Origin of the sequence: Pseudoalteromonas marina, from assembly GCF_000238335.3 — a bacterium.
Lineage (GTDB): Bacteria > Pseudomonadota > Gammaproteobacteria > Enterobacterales > Alteromonadaceae > Pseudoalteromonas > Pseudoalteromonas marina.
In genome coordinates this window covers 339,379-365,740 of sequence record NZ_AHCB03000005.1, presented here as the reverse complement: position 1 = coordinate 365,740, position 26,362 = coordinate 339,379, and the positions used below count along the sequence as shown (strand labels likewise).

The 26,362-nt window shown below is 36.8% G+C and carries 29 protein-coding genes; 22 read left to right on the top strand and 7 right to left on the bottom strand.

The genetic code is table 11. The annotated features are described in order from the left end of the window. Positions 1-128: 128 nt before the first annotated feature. The 11 genes from PMAN_RS01760 to PMAN_RS01715 all read left to right on the top strand — a co-directional run bounded on the left by PMAN_RS01760 (position 129) and on the right by PMAN_RS01715 (position 8,715). Complete coding sequence (locus tag PMAN_RS01760; RefSeq protein WP_006791812.1) at positions 129-491, top strand: DUF2237 family protein; 363 nt, start codon at positions 129-131, stop codon at positions 489-491. Between the two features lie 240 nt (positions 492-731). Then, positions 732-1,247, top strand: coding sequence for a DNA starvation/stationary phase protection protein Dps (gene dps / locus PMAN_RS01755; RefSeq protein WP_010555732.1), 516 nt, complete (start codon positions 732-734; stop codon positions 1,245-1,247). Positions 1,248-1,410: 163 nt separating this feature from the next. Continuing rightward, positions 1,411-1,800: a hypothetical protein gene (locus tag PMAN_RS19090; protein WP_010555731.1), complete on the top strand. Its 390-nt coding sequence runs from the start codon at positions 1,411-1,413 to the stop codon at positions 1,798-1,800. Beyond that, positions 1,742-2,203, top strand: a complete 462-nt coding sequence (locus PMAN_RS19085; RefSeq protein WP_010555730.1) for a hypothetical protein — start codon at positions 1,742-1,744, stop codon at positions 2,201-2,203. Before PMAN_RS19090 ends, PMAN_RS19085 begins: the two co-directional genes overlap by 59 nt. A gap of 114 nt (positions 2,204-2,317) precedes the next feature. Beyond that, positions 2,318-3,025, top strand: a complete 708-nt coding sequence (locus PMAN_RS01745) for a hypothetical protein (RefSeq protein WP_010555729.1) — start codon at positions 2,318-2,320, stop codon at positions 3,023-3,025. Next, positions 3,025-3,510 (top strand): RNA polymerase sigma factor, encoded by a 486-nt coding sequence (locus tag PMAN_RS01740; RefSeq protein WP_010555728.1) that lies wholly within the window; start codon positions 3,025-3,027, stop codon positions 3,508-3,510. Before PMAN_RS01745 ends, PMAN_RS01740 begins: the two co-directional genes overlap by 1 nt. Positions 3,511-3,515: 5 nt before the next feature. Beyond that, a complete protein-coding gene (locus PMAN_RS01735; RefSeq protein ID WP_010555727.1) occupies positions 3,516-4,070 on the top strand; it encodes a hypothetical protein in 555 nt (184 codons plus the stop codon). 531 nt (positions 4,071-4,601) lie between these two features. Further along, positions 4,602-5,282 carry a CsgG/HfaB family protein gene (locus tag PMAN_RS01730; protein ID WP_010555726.1) on the top strand — a complete coding sequence of 227 codons (681 nt, stop codon included), beginning with the start codon at positions 4,602-4,604 and terminating at the stop codon, positions 5,280-5,282. Then, on the top strand, positions 5,282-5,629 hold the full coding sequence (locus tag PMAN_RS01725; RefSeq protein ID WP_006791804.1) for a DUF4810 domain-containing protein: 348 nt from the start codon (positions 5,282-5,284) through the stop codon (positions 5,627-5,629). The genes PMAN_RS01730 and PMAN_RS01725 overlap by 1 nt, the downstream gene beginning before the upstream one ends. Position 5,630: 1 nt before the next feature. Continuing rightward, positions 5,631-6,308, top strand: a complete 678-nt coding sequence (locus PMAN_RS01720) for a DUF799 domain-containing protein (protein ID WP_006791803.1) — start codon at positions 5,631-5,633, stop codon at positions 6,306-6,308. A gap of 226 nt (positions 6,309-6,534) precedes the next feature. Then, complete coding sequence (locus tag PMAN_RS01715) at positions 6,535-8,715, top strand: GAF domain-containing hybrid sensor histidine kinase/response regulator (RefSeq protein WP_010555725.1); 2,181 nt, start codon at positions 6,535-6,537, stop codon at positions 8,713-8,715. A gap of 105 nt (positions 8,716-8,820) precedes the next feature. Here the strand turns inward: PMAN_RS01715 and PMAN_RS19080 are convergent, their stop codons facing one another. Further along, positions 8,821-8,967 (bottom strand): zinc-binding dehydrogenase, encoded by a 147-nt coding sequence (locus PMAN_RS19080; RefSeq protein ID WP_257790775.1) that lies wholly within the window; start codon positions 8,965-8,967, stop codon positions 8,821-8,823. A gap of 133 nt (positions 8,968-9,100) precedes the next feature. On the opposite strand from PMAN_RS19080, the gene PMAN_RS01705 reads away from it, so the two are divergent. From PMAN_RS01705 to PMAN_RS01680, 6 genes are all read left to right on the top strand, one after another. Continuing rightward, complete coding sequence (locus tag PMAN_RS01705) at positions 9,101-9,997, top strand: LysR family transcriptional regulator (protein ID WP_010555723.1); 897 nt, start codon at positions 9,101-9,103, stop codon at positions 9,995-9,997. Between the two features lie 284 nt (positions 9,998-10,281). Beyond that, positions 10,282-10,860 carry a hypothetical protein gene (locus PMAN_RS01700; protein ID WP_010555722.1) on the top strand — a complete coding sequence of 193 codons (579 nt, stop codon included), beginning with the start codon at positions 10,282-10,284 and terminating at the stop codon, positions 10,858-10,860. Positions 10,861-10,928: 68 nt separating this feature from the next. Next, on the top strand, positions 10,929-11,705 hold the full coding sequence (locus tag PMAN_RS01695; protein ID WP_021032387.1) for an ETEC_3214 domain-containing protein: 777 nt from the start codon (positions 10,929-10,931) through the stop codon (positions 11,703-11,705). 13 nt (positions 11,706-11,718) lie between these two features. Next, complete coding sequence (locus PMAN_RS01690) at positions 11,719-13,110, top strand: transglycosylase SLT domain-containing protein (RefSeq protein ID WP_010555720.1); 1,392 nt, start codon at positions 11,719-11,721, stop codon at positions 13,108-13,110. A gap of 79 nt (positions 13,111-13,189) precedes the next feature. After that, positions 13,190-14,083: a hypothetical protein gene (locus tag PMAN_RS01685; protein WP_242032449.1), complete on the top strand. Its 894-nt coding sequence runs from the start codon at positions 13,190-13,192 to the stop codon at positions 14,081-14,083. Next, positions 14,080-14,616, top strand: coding sequence for a hypothetical protein (locus tag PMAN_RS01680; RefSeq protein WP_010555718.1), 537 nt, complete (start codon positions 14,080-14,082; stop codon positions 14,614-14,616). Before PMAN_RS01685 ends, PMAN_RS01680 begins: the two co-directional genes overlap by 4 nt. A gap of 84 nt (positions 14,617-14,700) precedes the next feature. Here the strand turns inward: PMAN_RS01680 and PMAN_RS01675 are convergent, their stop codons facing one another. Then, positions 14,701-16,011, bottom strand: a complete 1,311-nt coding sequence (locus PMAN_RS01675; protein WP_010555717.1) for a hypothetical protein — start codon at positions 16,009-16,011, stop codon at positions 14,701-14,703. Positions 16,012-16,293: 282 nt separating this feature from the next. Here PMAN_RS01675 and PMAN_RS01670 point away from each other — a divergent pair, with 282 nt between their 5' ends. After that, a complete protein-coding gene (locus PMAN_RS01670) occupies positions 16,294-18,282 on the top strand; it encodes a methyl-accepting chemotaxis protein (RefSeq protein ID WP_010555716.1) in 1,989 nt (662 codons plus the stop codon). A gap of 74 nt (positions 18,283-18,356) precedes the next feature. Here PMAN_RS01670 and kynU read toward each other — a convergent pair whose 3' ends face one another. Then, positions 18,357-19,592 (bottom strand): kynureninase, encoded by a 1,236-nt coding sequence (gene kynU, locus PMAN_RS01665; protein ID WP_010555715.1) that lies wholly within the window; start codon positions 19,590-19,592, stop codon positions 18,357-18,359. Continuing rightward, positions 19,589-20,431 (bottom strand): alpha/beta hydrolase family protein, encoded by an 843-nt coding sequence (locus PMAN_RS01660; RefSeq protein ID WP_010555714.1) that lies wholly within the window; start codon positions 20,429-20,431, stop codon positions 19,589-19,591. Before PMAN_RS01660 ends, kynU begins: the two co-directional genes overlap by 4 nt. Before the next feature lie 364 nt (positions 20,432-20,795). Between PMAN_RS01660 and PMAN_RS01655 the strand changes: the two genes are divergently transcribed. Continuing rightward, entirely contained in the window at positions 20,796-21,104 is a 309-nt protein-coding gene (locus tag PMAN_RS01655; protein ID WP_010555713.1) for a hypothetical protein, read from the top strand. A gap of 51 nt (positions 21,105-21,155) precedes the next feature. On the opposite strand, the gene PMAN_RS01650 is transcribed toward PMAN_RS01655, so the two are convergent. Then, positions 21,156-21,743, bottom strand: coding sequence for an acyl carrier protein phosphodiesterase (locus PMAN_RS01650; RefSeq protein WP_010555712.1), 588 nt, complete (start codon positions 21,741-21,743; stop codon positions 21,156-21,158). Between the two features lie 98 nt (positions 21,744-21,841). Here PMAN_RS01650 and PMAN_RS01645 point away from each other — a divergent pair, with 98 nt between their 5' ends. The 3 genes from PMAN_RS01645 to PMAN_RS01635 all read left to right on the top strand — a co-directional run bounded on the left by PMAN_RS01645 (position 21,842) and on the right by PMAN_RS01635 (position 24,255). Continuing rightward, on the top strand, positions 21,842-22,318 hold the full coding sequence (locus tag PMAN_RS01645) for a YqhA family protein (protein WP_006794802.1): 477 nt from the start codon (positions 21,842-21,844) through the stop codon (positions 22,316-22,318). A gap of 195 nt (positions 22,319-22,513) precedes the next feature. Continuing rightward, entirely contained in the window at positions 22,514-22,759 is a 246-nt protein-coding gene (locus PMAN_RS01640) for a DUF4235 domain-containing protein (RefSeq protein WP_008128807.1), read from the top strand. 347 nt (positions 22,760-23,106) lie between these two features. Then, on the top strand, positions 23,107-24,255 hold the full coding sequence (locus tag PMAN_RS01635) for a hypothetical protein (RefSeq protein WP_010555711.1): 1,149 nt from the start codon (positions 23,107-23,109) through the stop codon (positions 24,253-24,255). Between the two features lie 240 nt (positions 24,256-24,495). Here the strand turns inward: PMAN_RS01635 and PMAN_RS01630 are convergent, their stop codons facing one another. Together PMAN_RS01630 and PMAN_RS01625 are read right to left on the bottom strand one after the other, a co-directional pair. Next, the gene (locus tag PMAN_RS01630) at positions 24,496-25,254 is read right to left on the bottom strand and encodes a substrate-binding periplasmic protein (protein ID WP_010555710.1); all 759 of its coding nucleotides are present in this window, start codon (positions 25,252-25,254) and stop codon (positions 24,496-24,498) included. Between the two features lie 32 nt (positions 25,255-25,286). Continuing rightward, the gene (locus PMAN_RS01625) at positions 25,287-26,261 is read right to left on the bottom strand and encodes a transposase (protein ID WP_010555709.1); all 975 of its coding nucleotides are present in this window, start codon (positions 26,259-26,261) and stop codon (positions 25,287-25,289) included. Positions 26,262-26,362 lie beyond the last annotated feature (101 nt).

The window sequence follows — 26,362 nt, the reverse complement described above, 5'->3', positions numbered from 1 at the left end:
CCCTTCATTTAAATGCCCCAATTTTTTTTAAAAAGTCATAATCAAACATCCTCACTTTAGTAGCTATACTTTTTAGCGCCTGATAAAGTAATTTTTACTGTATTAAACATAATGACTTAAGGCACCTTATGGCAAATCAATTTAACGTTCTGGATACCCGGTTACAATTATGCTGTGGGAATGGCGGGTATACTCGCGAGGGTTTTTGCTATGTACCAGACTCTGATCGCGGTAATCATAGTGTGTGTGCAATTATGACCGAAGAATTTTTACAGTTTTCGAAGTCACAAGGTAATGATCTCATAACGCCCAATCCACTTTACGATTTTGAAGGCTTAAAAGCTGGCGACAAATGGTGTTTATGCGCAATAAGATGGCTTCATGCGCAACAAGCAAACGTTGCGCCGCCAGTAATCTTGCAGGCCACTAATAAAAAATCGCTTGAAGTAATACCGCTTGAATTACTAAAGGCACATGAATACACCCGTTAAAAATATTCTAGTTTAGTTTCAGCAAATCTGTTTGGTCTGCAAATTTTACAAAAAGATGCAGACTTTTCATAACCACCTCATATTAATAAAAAACCAAACAAAAGCAAAAACACAAGCGACTGATTTAAAACAATTATATTTAGTTTAACTTTCGGCATATTGATTGCTTCATACAATTATCACGTATTTATTACATTAAAGGACTACGTGAAAATATTAAATAGTTAAGTAGGAGAAGTTATGAGCAATACAAATAAGCAAGCTAAATTTACTGCACCAGGTATGAGCAACGAATCAGCTGAAAAAACTATCGCAGCCTTAGATAACCGCATGGTTGCACTTATAGATCTTCAATTAACACTAAAACATATTCATTGGAATGTTGTTGGTCCTAATTTTATAGGTGTGCATGAAATGCTAGACCCTCAGGTTGAAGCTGTGCGCGAAATGACAGATACAATAGCCGAGCGTATTGCCACTTTAGGCGGCATACCAGTAGGGACACCTAAGTCAATTGTTGACCGCCGTACATGGAACGAATATTCATTAGGTAAAGGACTTGTTACCGAGCATTTAGGCGCGTTAGATAAAGTGTACAACGGCATTAATGCCGATCACCGTAAAGCCATCGAAACGGTATCAGATTTAGACCCAGTATCTGAAGATATGTTAATAAGCCAACTTGCCGATCTTGAGCAATTTCAGTGGTTTGTAAGAGCACACATAGAGTCAGCTACTGGTGAATTAGCGCAATAATACCTTTATTACCTAAGTACCTTAGCCCAGCATTTTTGCTGGGCTTTTTGTTTAAATCATAAAACAAAATATCACTAAGGTATTTGAGCCGTGCAAGAACTTGTGGCATAAGAATTAACCTACTAGTATCAGTAAGTAGTTTTCAATATTGGTACAAATTAGTATGATAAGTTTTAATACCCCTAAACAATTTTGGCTTTTTTCTTTAATCTTTTTATCAGCCTGCGGTTCAGGCAGCAGTAATACCAAAGTTCAGCAATCAAATACAAGTGCCAGTCATACTCCAATTACACAAAACAATATTGAAGGTAATTACAACATTATTATTTATGGCAATAGTCACAGCAGTCAGTTAGGGCGGATCATTGAGCATATAATCGAAAACCAATACCCAGATAAGTCAGTTCAAACAACCACAGTGTCGGGACCTTTTTTAGATAATATTGTGAGTATTAGGGCAAACGTAGACAAACTTAAAAACAAAAATCTAAGCCATGCCATTTTTCAATGGCCAAAAATACTCTCAGTCTGGTTTAACAACTTACCCTACTGATGCCGCTGAGCATTTAATTTCATCAGCCAAGGCACAAAATATCACACCTATTTTATTTCCTGAACATCCACAAAGAGGCAACCCTGAAGAAGGCCAGCGTGTATACGACTTACATTTATCAATAAGCGCTAAACAACCTAGCTGCGTAGCTCCTATTGGCCTTGTTTGGAACAGGCTTTTAGAGTTAATGCCAAATGCAAAACTACATATGGATGATGGCAACCATGCCTCTTATGCTGGCAATGTATTAACAGCAATGACTTTTTCAGAAATAATTACTTCACGACCCGCGGATATCATGAAATTTGACCCAACTATTAATTTGTCAAAGCAAGAACAAGCTCTATTTGGTCAAGTAGTTACCGAAGTGCTTAATTTACATCCTGCTTGTGATGTAAGCTAATCTAATTATAAATCTATTTTTGTGTTTTAAATTTTTTACTTTAATTAAAAATAAAATGTCAGATTATTCTCATTGTTATCGACTAATAACATAACAATCAAAAGGAGAGTAATTATGAATACATTAACAGTAACCCCACTACATAGTTTACCCGCTAGTAAAGCTAATCAATGGCTTCAAGACGGTTTTTCACTTTTTAAGCAAGCACCTGTAAAACTTTTTTTATTTTTACTGCTTCCTTTAATTATTGAAGGTATTTTTCAAATACTACCCGCCCCTTATGGCATGCTAGCCTCCAAATGGGCTGCCACTTTTGTAGGCAGCAGCGCTATTATCGTCATTCACCATTTGGCCACTCAAAAAGTATTTTCATTGAAGTCGATTTTTAAAGCTAAAAACTGGCTAAGCATGATTCCGCTTTCAGCAATTTTAGCATCTGCTTTTTTTATTCAGTTATTTGTAGCAAAGCTTTTACTAGGAAATGATGGCATAAATTTACTTTTATTTTCGCAGCCTACTGAAGTTACCCAATGGCAACTAGGTATTATTTTTGCCTCGGTTATTCCTGTTACACTGCCTGTCAGTTTTGCAGGCTATTGTGTTTTACTTGGTGATAAAAATGTACTGCAAGCATTAAAAAGTAGCCTAAATGCTTTTTTCTATGCGTTTAAACCAATGTGTTTAATCGCGCTAATTTCTTTCTTAAGTCTATTGTTAGCTCCTTATACTTTTTTATTAAGTGCGATTATTACGGGTCCTATACTCACGTGTATAAGCTATATTGCTTACAGAAGTGTATTTATCAAAAACAAGGAAGACTAGTGGAAAAAAGGGATCATATTCATGAGATACTATTGCAATACGCACCTTTAATGGCGCGTATTGCTACAACACATGAAGCAGACCAAGCACTTAGAGAAGACCTACTGCAAGATATATCGTTAGCTGTTTGGCATGCAGTAGAAAACTTTAGAGGCGATTCAAGTATGAAGACCTTTATTGCTAGGGTCGCACACAACCGTGCTGTCGATCATGTTTTAAAAGAAACACGTCGCCAAGATCGTCATAATTTAAGCGACCCTTTACTTGACTTGGTTAGTACTGATTCTCACCAACACAGCGATAACACGTATGATTTAATGACAGCGATGAGACGGCTACCATTAAAATTTAGGCAAGTTATTTCTCTTCAATTAGAAGGTTTTAACCAAGCCGAAATAGCACATACGTTAGGTCTAAACGAAGCGAACGTTGCCAAGCGCGCTAGCCGCGCACGTGTGCAACTTCAAAAGCTAATGGAGCAATAATAATTATGGATCCACTATTAGAACAATGGCAAAAAGACTATAAAAATGCGACTCCAAAACTGGATACTGCCGCACTACTGAGCCAAATTACATCGGCTAGAAAAAAACAATCAATTAAAGCATGGTTAGACTTTGTTGCTGGCGCATTTGTTAGCTTATTTTGTATCTATGCATTAGTTTTTGAAGCAACTAGCACTCTTGAGCAAGTGTTATATGCAATTTTAACTCCGTTACCAATTGGGTTTTCAGTATGGGCATTTATTCAGCGCAAAAAGCTAATAAATACACACACCCTAGATGTTAATGGTTTACTACTTTTTAAAAAGCAGCAGCTCATTAATCAAATAAACTACTGGCGTTTAAACCTTATAGGCTGTTCCATTTTGTGGGCTGCGCTTTGCATCACTGCGGTCGTGAGCATTTTAATGTACAACCACACAACAATATGGCTCACACAAGTAGGTATTGGCACTTTGGTACTAATTGCCACACTAGCTCGCTACATTCATGTAAAGTTAAATTTTAAAAGTAAGCTAAAGCTAATTGAAAGTTTAAAGTAGCAAAATGTAGATCATTAACACTGTTATTAACCAAGTACTAAAAAGTCCAGCTTATATCTATTAATAAGTGCTAAGCAGGCTAGGGCCTTGCTTTAAATACTATATTTTAAACTAGCAATTAATGTGAATACAAAACCTCGTGAATAATGTAAATAACGCCATATTTAATAGCGCTGTATTGTCTGTAATTGTTTTTAGGAACTTTAATTATGTAAATGCAACAATAAACAACTGAAATATTGCACGGCATGCTGACATACAATTTTACATGTTTATTTACTTTCAAGCATCAATAGCCAAGGTGTTGCAAATCGAAAACCAATATTATTATTTTAGTTTTTGCTAATATTTTAGCCTTGAAGTATGTGAATTTATGTACCTAATAATTATAAAATAACATTGCCTTTACATTGTTTTTTGTTTATAAATACACACGGAATGGACTCTACAAATATTTATTTAGTTGAACTAAATATTAATAGTCTGTTTCTAAAATATTTTTGTGATTATTTAAACGGACATAAACACCTTATGCGCACAGCAAAAAGCAACATTAAAACAATTCTAATCTCTGCAATAGTGGCATCTACATTAGCTGGATGTGCAACAACATCATCAAAAGTTGTTGAGACCCCTACAGTGGCAAGTTACAACACAACCTATACAGGTACTAAAAGTAAACTTGTTGTAGGTCAATTTGTTAATCGCTCAAGTTTTCAAAATGGTATTTTTTCGTCAGGCCAAGACCGTTTAGGTAACCAAGCCAAAACAACTTTAATGAGTCACTTACAGCAAACTAACCGCTTTAGTGTGCTTGATCGCGATAATATGGCAGCGCTTGCTGACGAAGCTAAATTAACAGGAACAAAACAAGTAATTAGCGGTGCTAAATTTGTGGTTACTGGCGATGTGACTGAATTTGGTCGTAAAGCAATCGGCGACCGTCAGCTTTTTGGCTTACTTGGTAAGGGTAAATCACAAATTGCTTATGCTAAAGTAACACTCAACATTGTTGATGTTACCACCTCAGAAGTGGTTTATTCAGTTCAAGGAGCTGGTGAATACAGCTTATCTGAACGTGAAGTTGTTGGGTTTGGTAGCACAGCTTCATACGATGCAACTCTTAATGGAAAAGTTCTCGACTTAGCAATTCGCGAAGTAGTAAATAAACTAGTTACCGGACTTGAATCTGGTCAATGGGGTGATAAATAATGAAAAAATTAATAACCCTAGCATTAGTCTGTGCAGCGCTTACAGGATGTAACTCAACCAAAGAACCTATTTACTACTACGGTGAATATAACACCGCAGTTTATGCTTACTTAAAAGCAGAAGATGTTACCCTTGAAGAACAAATTACTATGCTAGAACAAGTTATTGCTGACGCAGCAAACAAAAGCAAAGCTATTGCACCAGGGCTTCACGCTCATTTAGGTATGCTTTACTTTGAAACAGGTAATGCTGCATTAGGTACAACTCACTTTGAAACTGAAAAGTCACTATTTCCAGAATCAACTTCATATATCGATTTTCTATTAAAATCTGCGAAAGGTGCCTAATATGTTCAACTTAAAATCACTTACTGCTGCTGCACTTGTTGCATTACTCGCTGGCTGTGTTTCTCCTCCACCAGCCCATGACTATACTGCATTCAAAGAAGCTGACCCGCATTCAATTATTATCTTACCGCCACTTAATAACACACCTGAAGTAATCGCACCCTATAGCGTAATGACCCAAATGGTTGCTCCAATTGCAGAGTCTGGATTTTATGTTTTTCCAGTGGCTGTAGTTGAACAAACATTTAAAGGAAACGGCCTTACTGTTGCAAGCGACGTGCACCAAGTTCCTGTAGATAAACTTCATAGTATTTTTGGTGCCGATTCTGCACTTTATATTACCGTTGAAGAGTACGGTACAAGCTATGTTGTAATTTCTAGTGAGACGGCTGTTACTGTTTCTGCATCACTTGTTGATTTACGAACTGGGGTTCAATTATGGCAAGGGAAAGCGCGCGCTTCATCCGCTGAACAACAAAATAACAGCGGTGGCGGATTAGTCGGCATGTTAGTTGTGGCTGCAATAAACCAAATTGCAGAAACCATTACCGACAAAGGGTTCGAGATAGCAGCAATTACATCAAGCCGTTTATTATCATCTGATACATACAATGGCCTGCTATATGGTCCACGCTCTCCTAGTTACGGACAACCTGTACCAAGTGAAAAAAAGAAATAATTAGCGATTAGAAAAATATACACATTAAAGGCCAAGTAACTTCTTACTTGGCCTTTCTTCTTCAAAATACACGCCGAACGCTGTCAATATCGCTTTTTAAACAACTCAGACCTTTACCCATTATCAACATAAAAAACTCTTTATTGTTTTTATATTTTAATGCTAAAAGCTGTCATTCAGTTCACTTTACTTCTATAGTAACGCTACATAAACATTAGGTATTACTATGCAAAAAGCGCGAATTCCAGCGGATGAACAATCTCGATTAAAAGCATTGTATGAGTACGAAATATTAGATACAGAAGCTGAAAAAGTATTTGATGACTTAACTCAACTTGCCTCAGATATATGTGATACCCCCATATCACTTATAAGTTTAGTCGATCCGCAAAGACAATGGTTTAAATCAAAATACGGTATTGAAGCGACTGAAACAGAGCGTGATATTGCGTTTTGTTCGCATGCTATTTTGCAAGACCAAGTATTTGAAATACAAAATGCTTTACTTGATGAGCGCTTTCACGACAACCCTTTAGTAACCAACGATCCAAACATTCGCTTTTATGCAGGTGCCCCCCTTATCACACCGCAAGGCAGTACAATTGGTACTTTATGTGTAATTAGTGATAAACCTAAAAAATTAACTAAAAAACAAATTAGTGCGTTAACTATTTTAAGTAAAGAGGTAATAGCCCAATTAGAGTTAAGGCTAAAAAACAGAGAACTAAGTAAAGCATTAGAACAGCAAAAAACTCATATTCAAGAGCTTGAAAAACTAAAAGCTGAAGCAGATACATCCAATAATTTAAAAGGTAAATTTTTAGCTAATATGTCGCATGAGCTAAGAACACCACTTCACGGTATCTTAAACTTGGCCGAATTTGGCTTATCTGACAGCAGTAATAGTGAAAAAGATATTGCGCTAAAAAGTATTCTAAACTCAGCCAATATTTTATCCAATATAGTGAATGATATTTTAGATTTTTCAAAAATAGAAGCTGGAAAATTAGATATTGAACATATCGACTTTAACCTTAAAGACGTTGTTAATGGTGTAATTGAGCCACTAAAAAAACAAGCCTCTGATAAAGGTATAAAGTTTAATGTATCAATAGATAAAAAAGTGGCTGAAACATTAAAAGGTGACCCACTAAGAATATCGCAAATATTAAATAACCTATGCTCAAATGCAATTAAATTTACTCAAGCTGGGCACGTTGATTTAATAATTAACTTAAAAGGTCACTCTTTAAATACACAGAACATAACATTTAAGGTCATAGATACAGGTATAGGAATAAACAAAGCAGCACAAGCAAACTTATTTAAAGAATTTCATCAAGCTGACTCATCTACCTCTCGTAAATTTGGTGGTACAGGGTTAGGCCTTTCTATTTGTAATAAGTTAAGTCATTTAATGGGTGGGAAAATCAGTTTTACCAGCCAAGAAAATGAAGGCTCTACATTTATTTATCAGCAAAGCTTTGAAGCATCGATTTTAGATAGTTTGCTAAAGAAAAACAAAGAAGTAACTGATTTACAAGGCTGTGCTATTTTAGTTGCGGAAGATAATAAAATAAATCAAATCGTCGTCAATAAAATGTTAAAAGCGCACAACACTCAAGTGATTTTTACTGAAAACGGTAAAGAGTGTGTTGATTACTTTGTTAACAACCACGTTGATTTAATCTTTATGGATATTCAAATGCCAGTAATGGATGGAGTTGAAGCAACCAAGGCCATAAGAGCACTGAAAAACGGTAAATCAATACCTATCATTGCCATGACTGCCAACACAATGAAACAAGATATTGAGCATTACCTAAATATTGGCATGGACGGTTATTTAACTAAGCCATTTAATAAAGATAGCTTGAACAGCTTGCTTAATGTTTACAATCCAAACAACGAAAACCTCAAAGACTTAGCAATAAAAATTAGTGACCCGAGCATTAAAAGAGAACATAAACTTAAACAAACATGCCGTGAACTAAAAAGATTAATACCTGCGGCCAACAGAGTCAGCTTATGGCTGTTTAATGAAGAATACTCTGAGATAAATTGCTTAATGTGCCTTGATGAGAACGATGAAGTCATTCTTGACTCAGTATTAACAGCAAAAGACTACCCAGATTACTTTAACTACATACTAAGCCACCAAATACTTGATGCCCCCGATGCAAGAAATCACGAAGTTACAAAAGGCTTTACCAAAAGCTATTTTGAGCCATACGATATTTACTCACTACTTGACTACATTTATTTTAAAGATAATAAGGCACTAGGCGTGATTTGCTGTGAAAGTATTGGATCGAAAATATCATGGACCCACGCAGATAAAGAAGCCCTGATAAAAATAACAGACTTAACTACCTTATTTTTATCAAAACAAATAGATCTCAATTGAACTTATGACTATTAAACCGTAAACCTTTGTAGAGTAATTTTGCCTATAAATAATAAAAAAGCCGGGCACATTTAATAAGTGCTTGGCTTAAGCCGACACGACAATTTATAGTGAAATAACCACTTTCCCCATACCTTCACCACTAGCAAGGCCATCATGCGTTTTACCTGCATCCTCAAGATTAAATTCAATGTTGTCTAACACAGGCAATAGGCGCCCTTCATCAATAATTGTTGCAGGGTTAGCTAGTATTTCGCCATGCTGCTGGCATTTATGGTACCCGCTTGTTTAGTTTAAACAGCCAGTATATTTACAAGAGATACCCATGATAATACACTCAAATTAACAGCTAGTTTTAAAATTTAATTAATAATAGGCTTTAATAATGAACAATGAACACCTAAAGTTATTCGTTCGAGTCGCCTCTACACACAATATTAGTTCAGCTGGCGCGGAACTTGGCCTTTCGCCGCCGGTAGCTAGCATGCATATTATTAAGCTTGAGGAATCGCTTGGTGTAAAACTAATTCACCGTACAACAAGGCGAGTATCTTTAACTGAAGAAGGCCGAGAGTTTTTACCTCACGCTGAAGAAATATTAAATGCTATAAATAGTGCAAAAGCAGCTGTAGGCGCAGGCTCTTTTACCCCCCAAGGCACGATTCGTGTTGCAGCTCCTTCCTCATTTGGTCGTATGCATATAGTGCCCGCACTTAAAGCTTTTATTGATCAGCACCCTGAGCTTAAAGTGGATTTAAGACAAAGCGATAGTATTGTAGACATGGTCGAAGGTGGTTTTGATATCGCTATCAGAAATGCCGAGCTTAACGATTCAACCCTCGTAGCCAGAAAGTTAGCCCGCGACCATAGAATTATATGCGCCTCACCAGGCTACATAGCAGAACACGGAGAACCAAAAACACCACAGGATCTTCTCAACCATAATTGTATTAAATTAATTGGGATTGACTACTGGAGCTTTAAAACGCCAAATGGCATTGAAAAAGTTAAGGTAAAAGGCAGTATTCGTATTGATAATGGAGAGTCGATAAGGGATGCGTGTATTAATGATGCAGGTATTACTATTTCGTCTATTTGGTGCGCCCACAACGCATTAAAAGAAGGCACCCTAGTTCAAATACTAAAAGATTACCCAATGGATTCAAATGCCGCTATTTGGGCTGTATACCCAAGCTCCCGGTTGCTCGCGCCAAAAGTACGTGCATTTATCGACTTTTTTATAAAGTATTATGGCGAAATCCCATATTGGGAGACGGCGTAAGTGGCACGCTTTTAAACTTTCAACTAGGTATAGTACTTAAAAACGTAAAGTTGTTTCTGTTAAAGAATTTAAATACCAGTGCGTATTAAAAATTATTTAAAAACACTAATCTATATTAATTATTAATAATTTGGTTTATTCTTAAAACTAGTTATTTAAGCATGGAGGCAATCAAATAATGCAGTTTTTCATTCCCTCCTTTACACAAATAAAACTATTCTACAAACATACAATTAGTGTCTGCTTAAATTTTCACCTAAATTAACTACAAGGTTAGTGACTATATGAAAATATCCCGCACATTATTAACATCTGTTGCCGTTGTTGTTATTGCTGGCTGTAATACAGTTGCAGAAAAAAGCGCAAGTACACCTGTTTCCAATCTGCCTGACTGGGTTTTAAACCCTCATGTAAGTGAAGGCATTGCCGCGACAGATTGTGTGAAGTTCTCAGGCAACTTATCTATTGATAAAAAACTCGCAACAGCAAACAGTCGTCTAGCGCTAGCACAACAAATAGAAACACGTATTGAAGGGCTTGAAAAAACATATAGCAATCGTACAGACGCAAACGACGATACTACTGTTGGTACAAGCTTTAGTTCTGTTTCAAAGCAACTAACCAAGCAAAAATTGCAGGGCTCTAGGCTAATAAAATCGGATATTGTTAATATATCTGGAAAAGATCATTTTTGTGTACTTACAGCCCTTGAACCAAATCAAACAAAATCCTTATTCAATGACATTCTTAAACAAAGTCAACGAACCATAAACCCCGCTGACGAAAAGTTTTTGTATCAAGAATTCAAAGCCAAAAAAGCCGAAAACGACCTAGATCAAGAAATAAAAAAACTAACCAATTAATTGCATAGTTGTCGGTCAAAAAACTTCACCAAATTACTATGCGTGAAGTTTCTATTATAAGTAAAAATATGACAGAAAATAATAATCAAACATCAACCTGGAAAAAAGTACAAAGCTCTATCTTAATGATAGCTGCTATATTGATTTCTATTGGACAGTGGGGTGATACAAAAGATGTTCTTAAAAGTGCTTACTCTGCGTTCGTAGAGAACTTTACACATAAAGTTCAGTATAAGCAGATAGATAAAGTTAACATAGGTAATAGCATCGCTTACATCAAAACATTTTTAGGGGAACCTAACGCAGTAAAAAGGTCACGAATAGTTGTTGATGTTGAGTTTTACTATTACATTAGAAAAAAGTTTATCTTTACAGTCATCACCTCTGACAAGCGTATTAATGGTTACTCCGTAGTGTCACGTATTTCAGATTTTTCTCCTGAGATACCTTTCTCGGGCCCACTGGGCGAATCAACAATTTTAGAGAAAAATTCAAGTGAATTTGAATACAGCTTTGACAATCGTAACTTGACTTATTATCTAGAATCTCAAAATCTTGGTAAAGAAAAAATGTTTCTTTCTTTATCCAAAGGGTTTATTGGCTACGCCGCAGTTCCTGGCTCCGTAAAAGTACCAGAGAAGTATTTAGCAACAATAAAAACAAGTATTAACACGATGGATTCTTTGGCTACCTATTCAGATAACCTTAATGAGTTGAAAAAGGAAGTTGAATCATTACGAGCGATGATAAAGCCCAACTATTATGCAGTCAGTGAATTAGAGAGCAAAATTGTTGCAGAGTCTTTACTCACCCGATTTGAGTACCAAACATTAACAAAAAGTTGATAAAGGTTTTTTTATGAGTTTATTCAAACTTAATTTATATGTACCACTATTTACCACCTTAATGCTAAATGTAACGGAAGTTTCTGCTCAACAAACAAATGATCCATTTGAGCAGCTAGAGCAAGAAATGGCCGCTTTAGAAAAAGAAGGCAGTGCAGAAGAACTAAAAGAGTTTAACGACTGGAAAGAAAGCTACTTATCTGAATATCAAGATTTTAGACGCAAACATTTTAAAAAACTTGATGATATACGCGACAAGCTCATTAATACGTGGGGTGAAACAGATCCTCAGCTTTCTAGTCAAACGACCTACTATAGCCCTGATAACAAAGCAAAAACCACTATTGACTATGAGAATGACCAGATAAGTATTAGCATTTTGCACAACGAGCAAGAACATGTTTCTACAAAAGATATCAGTAACGCTCTAAAAAGTGCGTTAAATGCTAATGAAGTGGTAGCGAGCAAAATAAATAGCACTTCATTTAAGATACTTAAAAAAAATATAGAAAATATCTCTCCCGTTGAAACGCCGGTTGAAGTGATTGCACAGCCTGAAGCATTGATAGAAAAAGAAATTAATAAAATAAATAAGCAAGCTATTGAAGCTCGCCAACAAGTTGAAAAAGTGTTTGATATGTCTTTACAAGTATCATCACCTGTTCAGCTAGATAGCGAAAATTTACTCGCTAAAAAGAAATTGACTGCAGAAATAGCAAAAATAGAATCAGAAAAAACACAGCGTATAAAAAGCTTAAAAGCGTCGCAAGAAGAAGCTAACGCGATGCAACAAAGAGAAAAGCTAAAAAATAAACGAGTTACCACCTACACCATACCGCTTGCCCATAGCAGTTTTATAAAAAAAGCAGCCCCCTATAAAAATATCGTTAGTAAGCATAGTAAGCGTTGGCGGTTGCCCGAGAGTTTGCTTTTTTCGATTATCCATACTGAAAGTCACTTTAATACTCAAGCAGAATCTCCAATCCCCGCCTTTGGTTTAATGCAGATTGTGCCTATAAGTGCAGGAGCTGATGTTAATCTTTTTTTACATAAGAAAAAGAACATCATGAGCAAGGAGTATTTATTCAACCCAAAGAATAATATTGAAACAGGTGTTGCATATATGCACCTTTTAAACACACGCTATTTGGCTAAAATAAGTAATCAGCAAAGTCGGTTTTATTGCATGATTGCAGCTTACAACACCGGTGCAGGGAACGTAGCTAAAGCCTTTAACACCGATAACTCAAGAAATATCAATAAAGCTTCTAACATAATAAATAAAATGACGCCTGAAGAGGTCTATAACAAGCTTATTAGAGACCTTCCATACGAAGAAACAAAAAAGTATTTACAAAAGGTGCTAGAGCGTCAACCTATTTATAAATCTATAGACCAAATTTAAAACTACTTATCGGGTGATTAATTGCCTTTCCAGCAAAAAAGGCGTTAGTTTCACATTCAACATGGAAATGGAAAAAGCGATGCTAAATATTAAAAAAACATTCACACATTCATTATACTTTTTTAGTTTATTGGCTGTACTTACTGGCTGCGCTTCAAAAGTTGAAGTTGATTCAACAATGAATATGCCTAGTAAGTCAGGACTTGCTCTTGATCATATTGCTGTAGTTGGTTTTAACGGGGATAAATATAACATTAAGGGAAATGCGCTTTCGGCAAAAATAAAATCTAAATTAATGAGTCATGGATATGTAAAGGTACATGCCAATTCCCCCTATAAGCTGGTTGGTGAAATTTTACCATCTCGAGTAGAGCGTAATTCATGGAGTGAAAAGCATGAAGGAAAAAAAGAAACGTGGTACAGCTATCATGCATCGGTTAAACAAACTTTAACCCTAACTTATTACGTCATTTATGGCCAGCAAACACTAAATAGTGCTTCTGAAACATTTACTTACAGTAAAGAAAAAAGCTCAAGCGAAAATAGAAGTAAAGCAAAAGATAAGCTCCGGACCGACTCTGAAGTTGCTGACTTTTTAATAGAAAAGGCGGCTGACTTTGTTGTTAAACAAATTTCCCCATATCGTTCTTTAGTAAAACTTAATTACCTAAATGGGGAAGATGAAAATATTGATTTAGGTATAGAGTACGTAAAAAAAGACCGTTTAAGCCAAGCTTTTAGTATTTTTGAACAAGTTGCTCAAAATAGTAATTCAATTGAAGATCAAGCCATAGCCCTTCACAACCAAGGTTTAATAAAATTAATGCAGGGCAAACATACAGAAGCTTATGACTTAATGACAAAAGCGAATCTTATTGATCCTAGAAACTTTGATATTCTTGATTCAATAAAAGAGGTGGAAGACTACAAAGTATTAAGTGATGCGCATAAAAAACAAAGAGGCCTAAAATGAAAATATTACCGCTAATCCTAATTACTTTTTTAGCGGGGTGTGCTTCCAGTAAAAATAATGAATACGACATCGTTATTCCTTTAGCTGAAAGCAATAAAATAAAACCTCAGCAAACCGAAAAATCGAGTGGTAGCTTTAAAATACATTACAAAAAAGATATTAATAATAACCCCATTGTTAAAACATTAAACAGATCTACCACTGTGATGGGTAATGATGAGGAAACTGTAAAAAGCTTAAGAGAACGCGCCAAAAAAGAAATAGTTCAACTAGCTACAGAGGAAGTAAACGGTGTTGTTATTGCTTCAACATCGAAGACTAATACGACTGTTATTAATGTTGACGCAAACAAAAGTAACACACGCTATTCAAGACAGGATTTTTCTGAAAAGGCCGTCGCACAAACAGCTGGAATTGCACAAGTAAAAAACTTGCAATGCCAAACACTACCAACTAAAGCAAGTAACTTAACAGTAACGTGTAGTGCTGATGTTACGGTACACCTAATTGAGAATATTGATTTTACCCAATAAACTTTTTACGTCGACCGAAAGCTAAAACATTATTTTTAAAAGGCCACAAGTGTGGCCTTTTTAATACAAAACCAAACGCAATGACTAATATATTTCAGCACTTACAAATGTATATACATAATTACTAAACTCTGGCTTAGTTAAATGCCCACCTTCAGACATAGTATCTAAAAGTTTTGCATAACTGTTTGCATCGGTTGCATTACCAGCATAGCCATAAAGCAATACCGTTAACTCTTCTAAAATAACCTCATCAGTGGGTTCAGGGAACACACTACCAAAAGACAAATCTGGAATTTGACCACTTATGCCCGATTTTATTGTCCAATCAAATCGACTTTCAGCAGAATCATCAACTAAAAAGCTGTAACCCCATATTGTGCGAGCAAACCGATTATCAACATTACCAAAGTCAAAACTTGAATCATTGTTTTCAGCAAATTGAAGTAAACTAAATCCTAAATCGTCAGTAACGATCGGAAGTGTGGTCAGCTGATAATCACCAGTAGTATCTACTGCGCTTCGGGCATAGCTTTGAAACTCAACATCAACACCATCTACATTTATAAGGTCTGACATAAAATCAAGTTGCACATAAAAATTATGCTCAGTTACTGTTGGGAATACAAAAAGCGTGTTTGATATTTCAGAACCACTATATTGAACAAACCTATACGCATTATCAGCTTCTATATAACCTCGAGTACTAGCATAATCAGCATCAATATCTAATTGAACAGGAACTTCAACACCGTCATGAATAAAATCTTCATCTGTTAGGGTAATAACTGATGAGTTTACCGGTATATCAATAACGGCAGCTTTTGCATCAACTGAGTAACTAGAAAGCGCCGTTAAATAAAGCTTATTATCATTCGGGCAAACATTTACAGACCCTGAAACTTCGTTACCTTGTGATTGATATATTGTGTAATCAGACGCAATCGTACTTAGCGCTGTTGTATCAACACTATATTCAGTACATCCACAATCACCTGTAAAATCATTAAAATAAAAGGTGCCTAAATTAGTTCTATTTTCAATATCAAGCTCAGTGATAATTTGCTTATAACCACCGTCTTCTTCATCAAACACATCACCTAATACTGATACATGCTTGGTGCCTGAGGGTAACTCACCTGAAAATTTACCTTCTGCATCGGTTTTAACTGAGCCGATAGCACCGCCATCATCATTATGAAAAACAACATCTGCTTGATACGCAGAATCAGCCCCGCATTCGCGAGTTAATGTTTGTAAAGCAATAGTTTGAAGTTGGGCTGTGTTGCCACCGCTTGACGAGCCGCCAGAGCTACTTTCTGATGAAGAGCCACCACATGCGCTAAGCGTTAAAGAAAGTGTAATAGCAAGCGGGGTAAGTATAAATTTATTCATTTTAATTAGTCCGTTAAATTGGTTCACCTAGCATTATCTCAACTTAAGCAAAACAATAACAAGGTAACCACCACCAAAACGGTTACAAAAATGCAATGATTTGTAAACAAGCCGCGATTAAGTACCTCACACATAGCATCATTTACTAAATTAACTCACTTGTTCAAGTGAATTTATTAAAAACTACACTAAGCTTTATGTATTAAATAGTTAATGGCTATTTATTTGCTTAACCCTTGTTTAGCCAAAATACCGAGATAAATACACAATAGGACTGAACTTATGAATCGCTTACTTGGCCGACTATCTATCATTCAACTCTCTTTGTTAACATCAATCATATTAATGGTTTTTATTTTTATATTGCTGATACAAAACATAGCGAATAAATGGCAGGAGTCGCAGACACTGCAGCAAGATATTGCATTAATTAGCTTGTTAGATGCACTGGAAAAAGTGGCACATAACCATGCTGTAGAGCGAGGGTTAACTGCAGGATTTTTAGGAAGTGGTTCAGCCGAGGCTAAAAACAAAGTGCTCGCGCAACGCCAAAAAGCAGATGCTTCAATACAGCATTTAGAGTCGGTAAGTGATCAACTTACTAAAAATTCTACAAAGGTCTCTAAAAATTTAAGTATTCTTTTTGATCACAATGCAAAAAAAGCGGCATTACGTACCCAGGTTGATAATAAAGCAGCCCCCGGTGCTTTCGCGTTTTACAGTAAATTAAATCAAATTGCACTCGATGTAGCGGCTAACCTGAGTAGCCAAATAAAGCACCCGGTATTATCTAAAGATCTAAACATTGCTTTTTTGCTCGCGCAATACAAAGAACGTTTGGGCCAAAATAGGGGAAAAATAAATGGCACTTTAGCTAAAAAGCAGTTAACGAGTGTTACACAGCAAAATATTGCCTTATACAATTCAGAAATAGATTTACTCAACCAATATTTAATAGCTAATTTGCAAGGCCAACAATTACAAAGCTTTAACAACATTATACAAAGCGCTGACTCACGTAAAATTAATGCAATAACAAACACATTGCTCAACACAGAATCGCCCAACTTTACAGCTTTGCCGGCAGCCTCTGTGTGGTTTCCAATGGCAACACAACAAATAACTCAAATTAAAAAAGTACTAGACAGCCAATGGAATACTGTTGACAAAGATGGCCTTGAACTAAAAGAAGCGGCCGATACAACGCTTACACTCACTATTATCTACTTTTTGGTTACACTTGTGATCATCGCATACTTAAACTTTCATTTATTAAGTACTCTCAAAAAGGAATTAAGCCAACTAACGTCACTCTTACTTAAAGCCGAAAAAGGCGACCTAACAATAGATATAAGGCTCAAAAGTAAAGATGAACTCGGCGAAATATCAAATGCTATCCACAATACTATTTACGCTTTTAAAGACCTGCTATTAGGGCTCGACCACTCAATAAATTCGGGCTCAAAACTCAGTGACGATATGAGTAATGCAACAAAAACAGTCCTTGATGATTCAAACAAAACATTGGCTATGGCGAGTAATATAGCCACCGCAATAGAAGAAATGGCCGCAACAAGCCGCGAAATAGCAGGCTCAGCTTCTGAAACTCTCAGCTCTAGTGACGAGTTAAACAAACAAGCCAATCTATTGATAGAAGATAACAAACTTAGCCAAAGCTCAATTACTGAGCTTGCAACGGGGATGTCTGACGTAGAAGAAGTGGTAAGTAAAATGGATCAGCAGGTAGCGAGCATATCGTCCATTTTAGATTCAATTAGTAGCATTGCCGAGCAAACTAATTTACTAGCGCTCAATGCCGCTATTGAAGCAGCAAGAGCAGGTGAGCATGGTAGAGGGTTTGCTGTTGTTGCCGACGAAGTAAGAAGCCTTGCCGGAAACAGTAAAGAATCATCAGAAAAAATTTCGTCTTTGCTCGGCGAGTTACAATCTATCAGCGACCAAGTAGTTAGCTCTATTGTAGCAAGTACTAAATTATCAAAAGCCACTTTAGAACGATTTGATCAAGCAAGAGCGGTATCCGAGCAAGTGCATACACAAAGTAAAGTACTCGAAAATTTAGCCATGAACGTGTCATCAGCCGCAGAACAACAGTCGGCAGTTGCGTCAAATATAGCTGTGGATGCTGCAAGCGTATTTGAATACGCCAACCACGAAGTTGAAGCAGCACGTAAGCAAGAAGAAATATTTAATGAAATGCGACTCAACACTGAAACCCTGCAACACACAATGAAAAACTTTAAGTTTCAATAGTTACTAGCAACCTTTTAATACTGCTAGAGGCTAATTGCTTAAGCAAAATAAACCAAAGCAATTAGCCCGCTTTATTAAGTTACTTTACCCGCCAAGTTAAACCGTGGCTCGGCGTATAACTTTGTTGTAACTACATCAACTAACGTATTTACCGCGTTCCACACATCTTCAAACGAGGTGTACAAAGGCGTAAAACCAAACCGTAAAATATTAGGCGCTCTAAAATCAGCAATAACGCCTTTTTCTATTAATGCTTGGCAAATAGCAAATGCGTGATTATGCGAAAAAGCCAATTGGCTTCCGCGTTGGATTGAATCTTCAGTAGAGCTTAAGCGCAAATCAGCCAAGCTAGCATGCGAATGCACTAAAGCAATAAACACATCGGCTAAAGCAATCGACTTAGCCCTCACATCGCTTATTTTTACGCTTTCCCACACATCAAGTGCAGCGTCTAACGCACTCATAGCAATCACACTTGGCGTACCACATAAATACTGATTAATACTTGCTGCACACTCGTATTGAGCATCAAACGCGAATGGCTTTGCATGCCCCATCCAACCACTCAATGGCTGTTTAACGGCACTTTGGTGGCGCTTGGCAACGTATAAAAAGGCAGGTGAGCCAGGGCCACCATTTAAATATTTGTAGCCACAGCCTACTGCAAAATCAACGTTGCATTTATCCAGCTCAACCGGCAATGCACCTGCACTGTGTGCTAAATCCCATATTACCAAAATGCCTTTTTTATGGGCAAGTTCAGTAAGTTTTTGCATATTCAAAAGCTTACCCGTTCTAAAGTTAACTTGGGTAAGTAACAATACCGCTATATCGTCAGTCAAGTTTTGTTCAATATATTGCTCTTCAACTAGTTTTAATTGACATAAGTCAGTACCTAATAAATCGCTTAAACCTTGCACCATGTATAAATCGGTCGGAAAATTATCTTTTGTCGACAACACTTTACTACGGCCAGTGTTTAACATAAGCGCGCTGCTTAAAAGCTTAAATAAGTTTATTGAAATCGAATCACAACAAATGACTTGGCCTTTTTCAGCACCAATTATGGGCGCTATTTTTTCGCCAACCTGAGTAGGTAAATCAATCCATTGGTGATCATTCCAGCTCCTAATTAAATGGCTTCCCCACTGCTCGCTCACTACTTGCGCCACTCTGGTTTTAACCGCTTTAGGTAAAGCACCTAGCGAGTTACCATCTAAATAAATAGTGTTTGCGGGTAAATCAAATTCATCACGCTTGCCTGCCAGCACATCAGCTTTATCAAGCGCTACAATATCATCAAAATTCATTTATCGATTCCGTTTAAATGTTTAACTAAGGTGCTAAAAGCAGCAGAACCTGGGTGTATCCAATCAAAATGCCCCACCCCTTCAAGTAAATCTACTGGTCGATTAAGCTGTTCTAAATTATACGCAGGAACAATGCTGTCATTCGCACCTTGTAAAATAATGCTTTGTTGATGCAATGGTTGCTCACTTGGGTTGGCCTGAGTGTATTCGTTAGGTTTATCGCTTGGCATACCTTGCATAAAATCTTTAGTGACTTTTTGGCAGCTATTTGTACCTGCCGCATAGGCTTTAATATCGGTAATGGGGGCAAGGCCAATTACGCCTTTTAATTCACTCATTTGTCCACCCGCTAGTAACGCTAAATGACCACCAGCCGAGTGCCCAATAACCACTGTATTATTCAATTTAAATTCGCCACTGTTGTAGGTATTGGATGCTAAAATACCGGCTTTAATATCGTCAAAAGTTACAGGCCAGCCGCCACCGCTTTCACCACTGCGGCGATATTCCACAGACCACACATTAAATCCTGCTTGCGCTAAGCTTGTGCTTAATGCATAGGTGTGTTTTATATCGTATGCACTTAGCCAACAGCCACCATGTAGCAAGACTACTAACGGCTTTGATGTACTTTGCTCAGCTTGCGTGGCGCGCCACAGTAATGCAAATTGTGATTCATCACTCCCATAAGGTACTTTTTCATTAGCATTTACAAAACTAAGCGACGCTACTTTAGAGTAAGCAACATTGTTTTCAACATCAGGAAACTCAACGTTGTTGGTAGTCGTACACCCGCTTAAAAACCACATGCCTAAAAGTAAAACAACCATATTTTTCACAACACAACTTCCTTTTTAAATTTTAAAAACAACGCCTTTATACATATTAAAACTGCTACCATAGCGTTACGTTTAACTTGTGTTATCACGTCACTTAATCATTAATTAATAACACTTTAGTGGCTGCAATTATTATTGTTATACACAAAACAGGCGTAATTAATGACCATTGTTTGCGTATTTACCCCACTTTACAAAAGCAGCGCCAAGTTAACCATGCTAAAAGCAGCGAGTAAAGTTACTGCGTTTAAGCTTATATTTATACCTAAATTATTATTAACTTAGCTTTAAGGTGTTGGCCATTAAAAGCTTATGTATAATGACTCACTCTGGCTATTATTATGTCCTCAAGTGGAACACAACAATGAAAAAACTATCTAAAGTGCAAGAAAAACAACAAGCACTTGTGCTTAACGTTGCCGATAAAATAGAAGAGCAAGGCCTAGCCGAACTACCCGGTATGCTGCAATGTTGGTTTGACGTGGAGTATCACTTATTCCCGGGCTCGTTGCTTATGTGCTTTCAATTTGAAAACCAGCAAACCCTCGATGCTGCCGAGCCTGACATATTAAAATGGCAAAAACGATTAAGCGGCGCAATGCTTAAAAAAGGCGTTATTTTAAAAGATATGCGAAAGCACCTAAAATTTACCTTAAACGGCCCAGACGACTAAACTGCATTAACAAAAACCTTTGCCTGTAATTACAAATAAAGCACTCTAGGCTCAAGTGCGTTCAGTATTAAACTCTTTTACATGCGCTATTAATTCTGGAAAAAACGCTAAAAAAGCGGCATCTAATTGGTTGTAATGGCGCTTTATATCTTCAGCAGCGCCAGTAAATTGGTTGGCAAAACGAATACGATCAGCAATATTATCCAACGCATCCCCCACACCATTAATGGTTTCGTAATCTTTAAACCAATCGTGTTTAGTTATGCTAGTAACAACCCGCTGCATACGCGGCGGCATGTGCGCTAACCGCTGATTTAAAAGCCCAAAACTGTTACGTTTAAAATCACTCAAGGGCTGATCACTAAACCGTTGCCAATGCATAATTAAAAAGTGGTCAAACACAACATCTACTGCCACACCAGCAAAGCGCCTGCGCATTGGTGAAAAATACTGTTTAGCTTCTTTAACAATTGGGTGCGCGTCGGTAAATTTATCAACTAAATAGTGATTACTAAGCGCATTTTTTACAGGTTCACTCAGTTGCGCCACATGCCTGTGGCCACCAAAATCGCCCAATAAGTTTCCAAAGTGAGAATCAGCCGTTGGCTTTGCAAAATAAAGGTGGGCTAAATAATTCAATATTTTCTCGCATTAGTTACTCTGTTTAAATAGTAACTTAGGGATCTAACATATACTATGCTTCGTATAAGTTACGTCTAATTATAAAGTTGAGCAGCATGGAAAATATATTCCAAACCAGTCGTTTTTTAGTTGTCATCGCGGTTATTACCGCAGCATTATCATCGCTTCTTGTTTATGTTTCGTGTATTAATATTGTTTTTAATATAGTGGTTTCAACCATTCTCGACCTACCAGATTCTGCAAAAGCAGGTAAAGCCCTCATAGTTGAACTACTTAAAATTCTCGATTTACTATTAATCGGTATTACCCTACAAGTAATTGCCATTAGCTTATACCGCTTATTCATATCGCCTGCTAAATCAAAAGAAAGTAAGTTTTTAGCCGCTTTTAATATTAAAGACTTTCATGATTTAAAAATAACCCTAGTACAAGTAACCTCAGTTGTTCTTGTCATACTATTTTTAGAACATGCAGTGGAATTTGGCGGCACAATAGAAACCCTGTACTTAGGAATAGCCATTGCAATTGTTATAGCCGCCTCAACATTTGCATGGCGTTCAATGAAAGACTAGCTATAAATAGTTTTACAAACGTTTTTATACGCCAAATTACAAATCAGTGGATTACAGTGCCAAGTGCTTTTACATTCAAATTACGGCTTAAGTTAGGCTGCTTTCTTTTCGGTATATAAATTGCTGTTACTCATGTTCTTGCTTTAAAAATTAAACATAAATATGGCTATCTATATTTAGCAAAAGGAGAACATTATGAGTAACAAACAACTAATTACGACTATAGGTATAGGTTTGGCAGCAGCTTCTGCAGGTATGCTAACAAGGAAAACTTTACAAAAATCGTGGGAAAAGGTTACCAACGAACCAGCCCCAAAAGATAAGCCAAGTGAAAATACAGATATTAAAGAAGCAGTAACTTGGGCGGTCGTTTCAGGCATTGGAGCCGGCGTAGCAAGAATGGCAGTTCGATATATTCTCGACAAACGTCAATCCAAATAAGATTTAAATTAATGCCTCTTGTAATATTAGTGTTTACAAGAGGTTTAACCTCCCTGTCACTCCACCAGCCATAATTGTCCCAAACAATATAGATATGAACGTTCTCTATATTCTTGTAATAGACCGTGTACTATTAGTCACATAATTTATATAACCTGAGTAAAAGGTAACCATCACAATTACTTTCTTATAAAAAAGACTCAATGCTAGCTTTATAAATCCAATAACCAAAGTGAGTTAATCGCAAAAGCAAATATCTGTCGATTCAACGTTAATGGGTTGCTCTAAATTAGCAATCGTAGGATAGTAAATTACATATAAAACAATAGCCTTATATTAGGAATATTATGATCAAAGTATTATTAGCGACCAGCTTAATCGCCTCTTCATTCGCTGCTTTAAGTAATCCTTTAACTGTTGAAGAACAGCGTATCAACAAAGCCCAATTAGCAATGCCCAATGTTTTAAAAGCATTTACCCCACAACTATCAAGTTTTGAGCAACAATTTAAAGAGCTTAACAACTTTAAAAGTGCAAAAATATTAGTACAACGCTTTAGTTTTGAACTGTGGGAAAACGCCAAGCAACGCATAATAAATACCAATAACTACGACGACCGAGCACTTTACTGGGCACGCCTGCTTTCAAGCAAAGTAATACGCACAACATCGCCTAAATTTTCAATTACGCAGGCTCAACTCAATACGTTACTAACCCTACTTGAGGAAGGCAGCAGAGGTCGTACCGATCTGGCTTTTTCATCAGGCAGCACTAAAAAAATATTACTTACAGGCTTTGACCCATTTTTACTCGATAGAAACATAAACCAAAGTAACCCCTCAGGTGTTGCAGCGTTATTACTCGACGGCCAAGTTATTAATTACAACGGCATAACCGCAGAAATTAATACCGTTATGGTGCCTGTGCGCTACGAAGACTTCGATCAAGGCATAATAGAATCACTGCTTGCCCCCAACTACGCACTTAATAATGTAGACATGGTTGTAACCGTAAGTATGGGCAGAACACAATTTGATTTAGAGCACTTTCCGGGTAAACGCCGCAGTGTAACCGCCCCCGATAACGCTAATATTGTGTATGGCGGAACGCAAACAAGCCCAGTAATACCAAAACTTAATGGCCGACCACTCCCAGGCAACGAGTTTGTAAAATTTAGCTTGCCTGTAAATTACATGCAACAAGCCAAAGGCCCCTATAAAGTTATCGACAATCGTGAAGTCACCACGCTTGAAAAAACCTATAAAGCGGGTTCGAATGGCGAGCTAAAAAACAGTATTGCGGTTAATGGCGGCGGCGGTGGTTACTTGTCTAACGAAATATCGTACCGAAGTATTCGCCTTCGTGATGCGCTTAATTCAAGTATACCTACAGGGCATATTCACACCCCACGTATACAACAATTCGAACCCGAAACAGAAGCTAAAATAGTAAACCAAATAAAGGCAATGCTAGAGCAAAGCCTAGTCGCGCTATAAGTTATCAAAATAAGTTTAAGCGCGTAAAAAAGGGCAATATTATTGCCCTTTTTTATAACTAGTTAAAAATTGCTTATGGGTCATTAAATAGAAAAATATTTTTTATGAGATTCTTAATCAACTCTTACTTCAACAGGACGGTTAAATAGAGTTACTAAGGGCAAGTATTACATTTTCACTCATTAAACAGCAGAAAACTGACCCAACGGGGCGTTCTTAAAAACACATAAAATATAATTACTATTTATTAAGGCTAGGCAAAAACATACTTTCAGGTACTTTATTTTTAATCATAACGTCACGGTATGTACCGTCGCTCATACCTAAATCAATCGCTTTATTCACTACCGCCATAGCCTTCAAACTTTTCGCAATATCTTTTGCAAATGCAACATGAATTGAACGTTTTTCAATTACATCGGAGTCAAATAATATGTCGTTTTTAAATTCAATTAGCTCAGTGCTCAACAAATACTTGCCATAACTTTCTGACATAATTAAGCGGTCTACTTTTTGGTTAAAAAGCAGTTTAAACCCTTGCTGAGCTGTGGCAACTTCTAACAACTCATAAGTATTATAGCCAGTTAATATTTTGTCATGCACACCTAAACGCACACCCGCAATAATAGTATGTTCGTCTTTTCTATCCTTATGATAAAAAGCACCAAACACCCCCATTCCAATTGGGTTTGATAAAACCGCCCATTGATCTCGTCCTGGCAGGTTAGCAGCTAAAAATAGACCGTCAGCTTTTCCTAATTGAGTATAATAGTTAGCTCTCGCCCATGGTAAAATAATGGCGTCTACTTCATACCCTAATTTAGCTAAACTTTGATTTAAAAATTGCCAACTAGCACGATAAATTGGGTAATTCTCCATCAGCATTTTGTCATGATCGTGACCAACCGCAAACGTAATGGTTTTTCCCTTTTCACTGGCATTTAACGAGCCAATGCTAAAGCAACAAATGCAAAGTAAAATAAACACCCTACAAATCATAGTAACCTCTTATTAAAGATCTCATTAAGGGGTCAAATCTTGACTTCAGACATCAAACAACCTCGAAGCGCTTCCCACTGTAATTTAACCTGCTTATTCTCAATAATTAATGCATTTAATCTACCAACAGCTTTTGATATGGCCGAATAGTGTTTAACATTAAAAACATCTGCTAATGCCTGCAAATCTAATCCCGTTAAATCTTGGCACAATTTAATAGCATACCATCGGGGTAAGTTTTTTTCTTTTCGCCCCTTTTTAACCATTACTATATCATCTACCTCAACATTAAAGTGGTTAGCCAAGTAGGTAATTACATCATTCGCTGAATGCCTTTTACTAACAAGCTTACTTTCATTGTTTGATGTTGCAATATAGCCTTTAATGCTTTCAACAAAGTCATCACTGCCTAGCACCGACAATAACTTTTTAGCACCATAAAAAGCGCTTACTTCTTCATTACACTCATATTCAACAAACTGTTTGTACGCAGCATACTTACGCTTTTTACCTTGCAGCGAAAATATAAAATCTCGAACTAACCATGTAGGTGTCGCACCACTTTTAATAAAAGCTGAATAGCTAGACCATTTGTACTTAGCAAGGTCATCTACCAATGGGGTGCTCGTTTCAATTGGGTTACGATGAATATACCGGCTAACATGCAATAAGTAGTTATCAGCATCAACCAACACGGCTTTGTATCGGCCCCTGAACAGTGCACCATCTGTGTTATGTGTTCTATTAAAGTATTGAGTGTAAAGGCCATTAATATGCTTCATGGCCCTGCCTAAATTAGCATCAGGAGTTTTTATTAGCAGATGGTAATGATTGGTCATCAAACAATACGAATGCACTTCAATATTAAACCGAAGGCTTGCTTGCTCAATGCAGTATAAAAAATACTTAAAGTCGTCATCGCTCAAAAAGGTATTTTCGTGCCCTCTTCCACGATTCATCACATGATAAAACGCATTCTCATACTCTATTCGCAGCGGCCTAGACATAGCAATTCACTCCATAAGCAGTAAACTATAAATCTAGACCTTTGATGTCCGAAGTCAAGATTTGACCCCTTTGGTTTGAAGTTAAGATTTGACCCCTTTGG

What these genes read in the sequence shown, in the direction of transcription:
- PMAN_RS01760 (WP_006791812.1), top strand. Translation starts at nt 129, where the DNA reads ATGGCAAATCAATTTAACGTTCTGGATACCCGGTTACAATTATGCTGT.
- dps (WP_010555732.1), top strand. Translation starts at nt 732, where the DNA reads ATGAGCAATACAAATAAGCAAGCTAAATTTACTGCACCAGGTATGAGC.
- PMAN_RS19090 (WP_010555731.1), top strand. Translation starts at nt 1,411, where the DNA reads ATGATAAGTTTTAATACCCCTAAACAATTTTGGCTTTTTTCTTTAATC.
- PMAN_RS19085 (WP_010555730.1), top strand. Translation starts at nt 1,742, where the DNA reads ATGCCATTTTTCAATGGCCAAAAATACTCTCAGTCTGGTTTAACAACT.
- PMAN_RS01745 (WP_010555729.1), top strand. Translation starts at nt 2,318, where the DNA reads ATGAATACATTAACAGTAACCCCACTACATAGTTTACCCGCTAGTAAA.
- PMAN_RS01735 (WP_010555727.1), top strand. Translation starts at nt 3,516, where the DNA reads ATGGATCCACTATTAGAACAATGGCAAAAAGACTATAAAAATGCGACT.
- PMAN_RS01730 (WP_010555726.1), top strand. Translation starts at nt 4,602, where the DNA reads ATGCGCACAGCAAAAAGCAACATTAAAACAATTCTAATCTCTGCAATA.
- PMAN_RS01725 (WP_006791804.1), top strand. Translation starts at nt 5,282, where the DNA reads ATGAAAAAATTAATAACCCTAGCATTAGTCTGTGCAGCGCTTACAGGA.
- PMAN_RS01720 (WP_006791803.1), top strand. Translation starts at nt 5,631, where the DNA reads ATGTTCAACTTAAAATCACTTACTGCTGCTGCACTTGTTGCATTACTC.
- PMAN_RS01715 (WP_010555725.1), top strand. Translation starts at nt 6,535, where the DNA reads ATGCAAAAAGCGCGAATTCCAGCGGATGAACAATCTCGATTAAAAGCA.
- PMAN_RS01705 (WP_010555723.1), top strand. Translation starts at nt 9,101, where the DNA reads ATGAACAATGAACACCTAAAGTTATTCGTTCGAGTCGCCTCTACACAC.
- PMAN_RS01700 (WP_010555722.1), top strand. Translation starts at nt 10,282, where the DNA reads ATGAAAATATCCCGCACATTATTAACATCTGTTGCCGTTGTTGTTATT.
- PMAN_RS01695 (WP_021032387.1), top strand. Translation starts at nt 10,929, where the DNA reads ATGACAGAAAATAATAATCAAACATCAACCTGGAAAAAAGTACAAAGC.
- PMAN_RS01690 (WP_010555720.1), top strand. Translation starts at nt 11,719, where the DNA reads ATGAGTTTATTCAAACTTAATTTATATGTACCACTATTTACCACCTTA.
- PMAN_RS01685 (WP_242032449.1), top strand. Translation starts at nt 13,190, where the DNA reads ATGCTAAATATTAAAAAAACATTCACACATTCATTATACTTTTTTAGT.
- PMAN_RS01680 (WP_010555718.1), top strand. Translation starts at nt 14,080, where the DNA reads ATGAAAATATTACCGCTAATCCTAATTACTTTTTTAGCGGGGTGTGCT.
- PMAN_RS01675 (WP_010555717.1), bottom strand. Translation starts at nt 16,011, where the DNA reads ATGAATAAATTTATACTTACCCCGCTTGCTATTACACTTTCTTTAACG.
- PMAN_RS01670 (WP_010555716.1), top strand. Translation starts at nt 16,294, where the DNA reads ATGAATCGCTTACTTGGCCGACTATCTATCATTCAACTCTCTTTGTTA.
- kynU (WP_010555715.1), bottom strand. Translation starts at nt 19,592, where the DNA reads ATGAATTTTGATGATATTGTAGCGCTTGATAAAGCTGATGTGCTGGCA.
- PMAN_RS01655 (WP_010555713.1), top strand. Translation starts at nt 20,796, where the DNA reads ATGAAAAAACTATCTAAAGTGCAAGAAAAACAACAAGCACTTGTGCTT.
- PMAN_RS01645 (WP_006794802.1), top strand. Translation starts at nt 21,842, where the DNA reads ATGGAAAATATATTCCAAACCAGTCGTTTTTTAGTTGTCATCGCGGTT.
- PMAN_RS01640 (WP_008128807.1), top strand. Translation starts at nt 22,514, where the DNA reads ATGAGTAACAAACAACTAATTACGACTATAGGTATAGGTTTGGCAGCA.
- PMAN_RS01635 (WP_010555711.1), top strand. Translation starts at nt 23,107, where the DNA reads ATGATCAAAGTATTATTAGCGACCAGCTTAATCGCCTCTTCATTCGCT.
- PMAN_RS01630 (WP_010555710.1), bottom strand. Translation starts at nt 25,254, where the DNA reads ATGATTTGTAGGGTGTTTATTTTACTTTGCATTTGTTGCTTTAGCATT.
- PMAN_RS01625 (WP_010555709.1), bottom strand. Translation starts at nt 26,261, where the DNA reads ATGTCTAGGCCGCTGCGAATAGAGTATGAGAATGCGTTTTATCATGTG.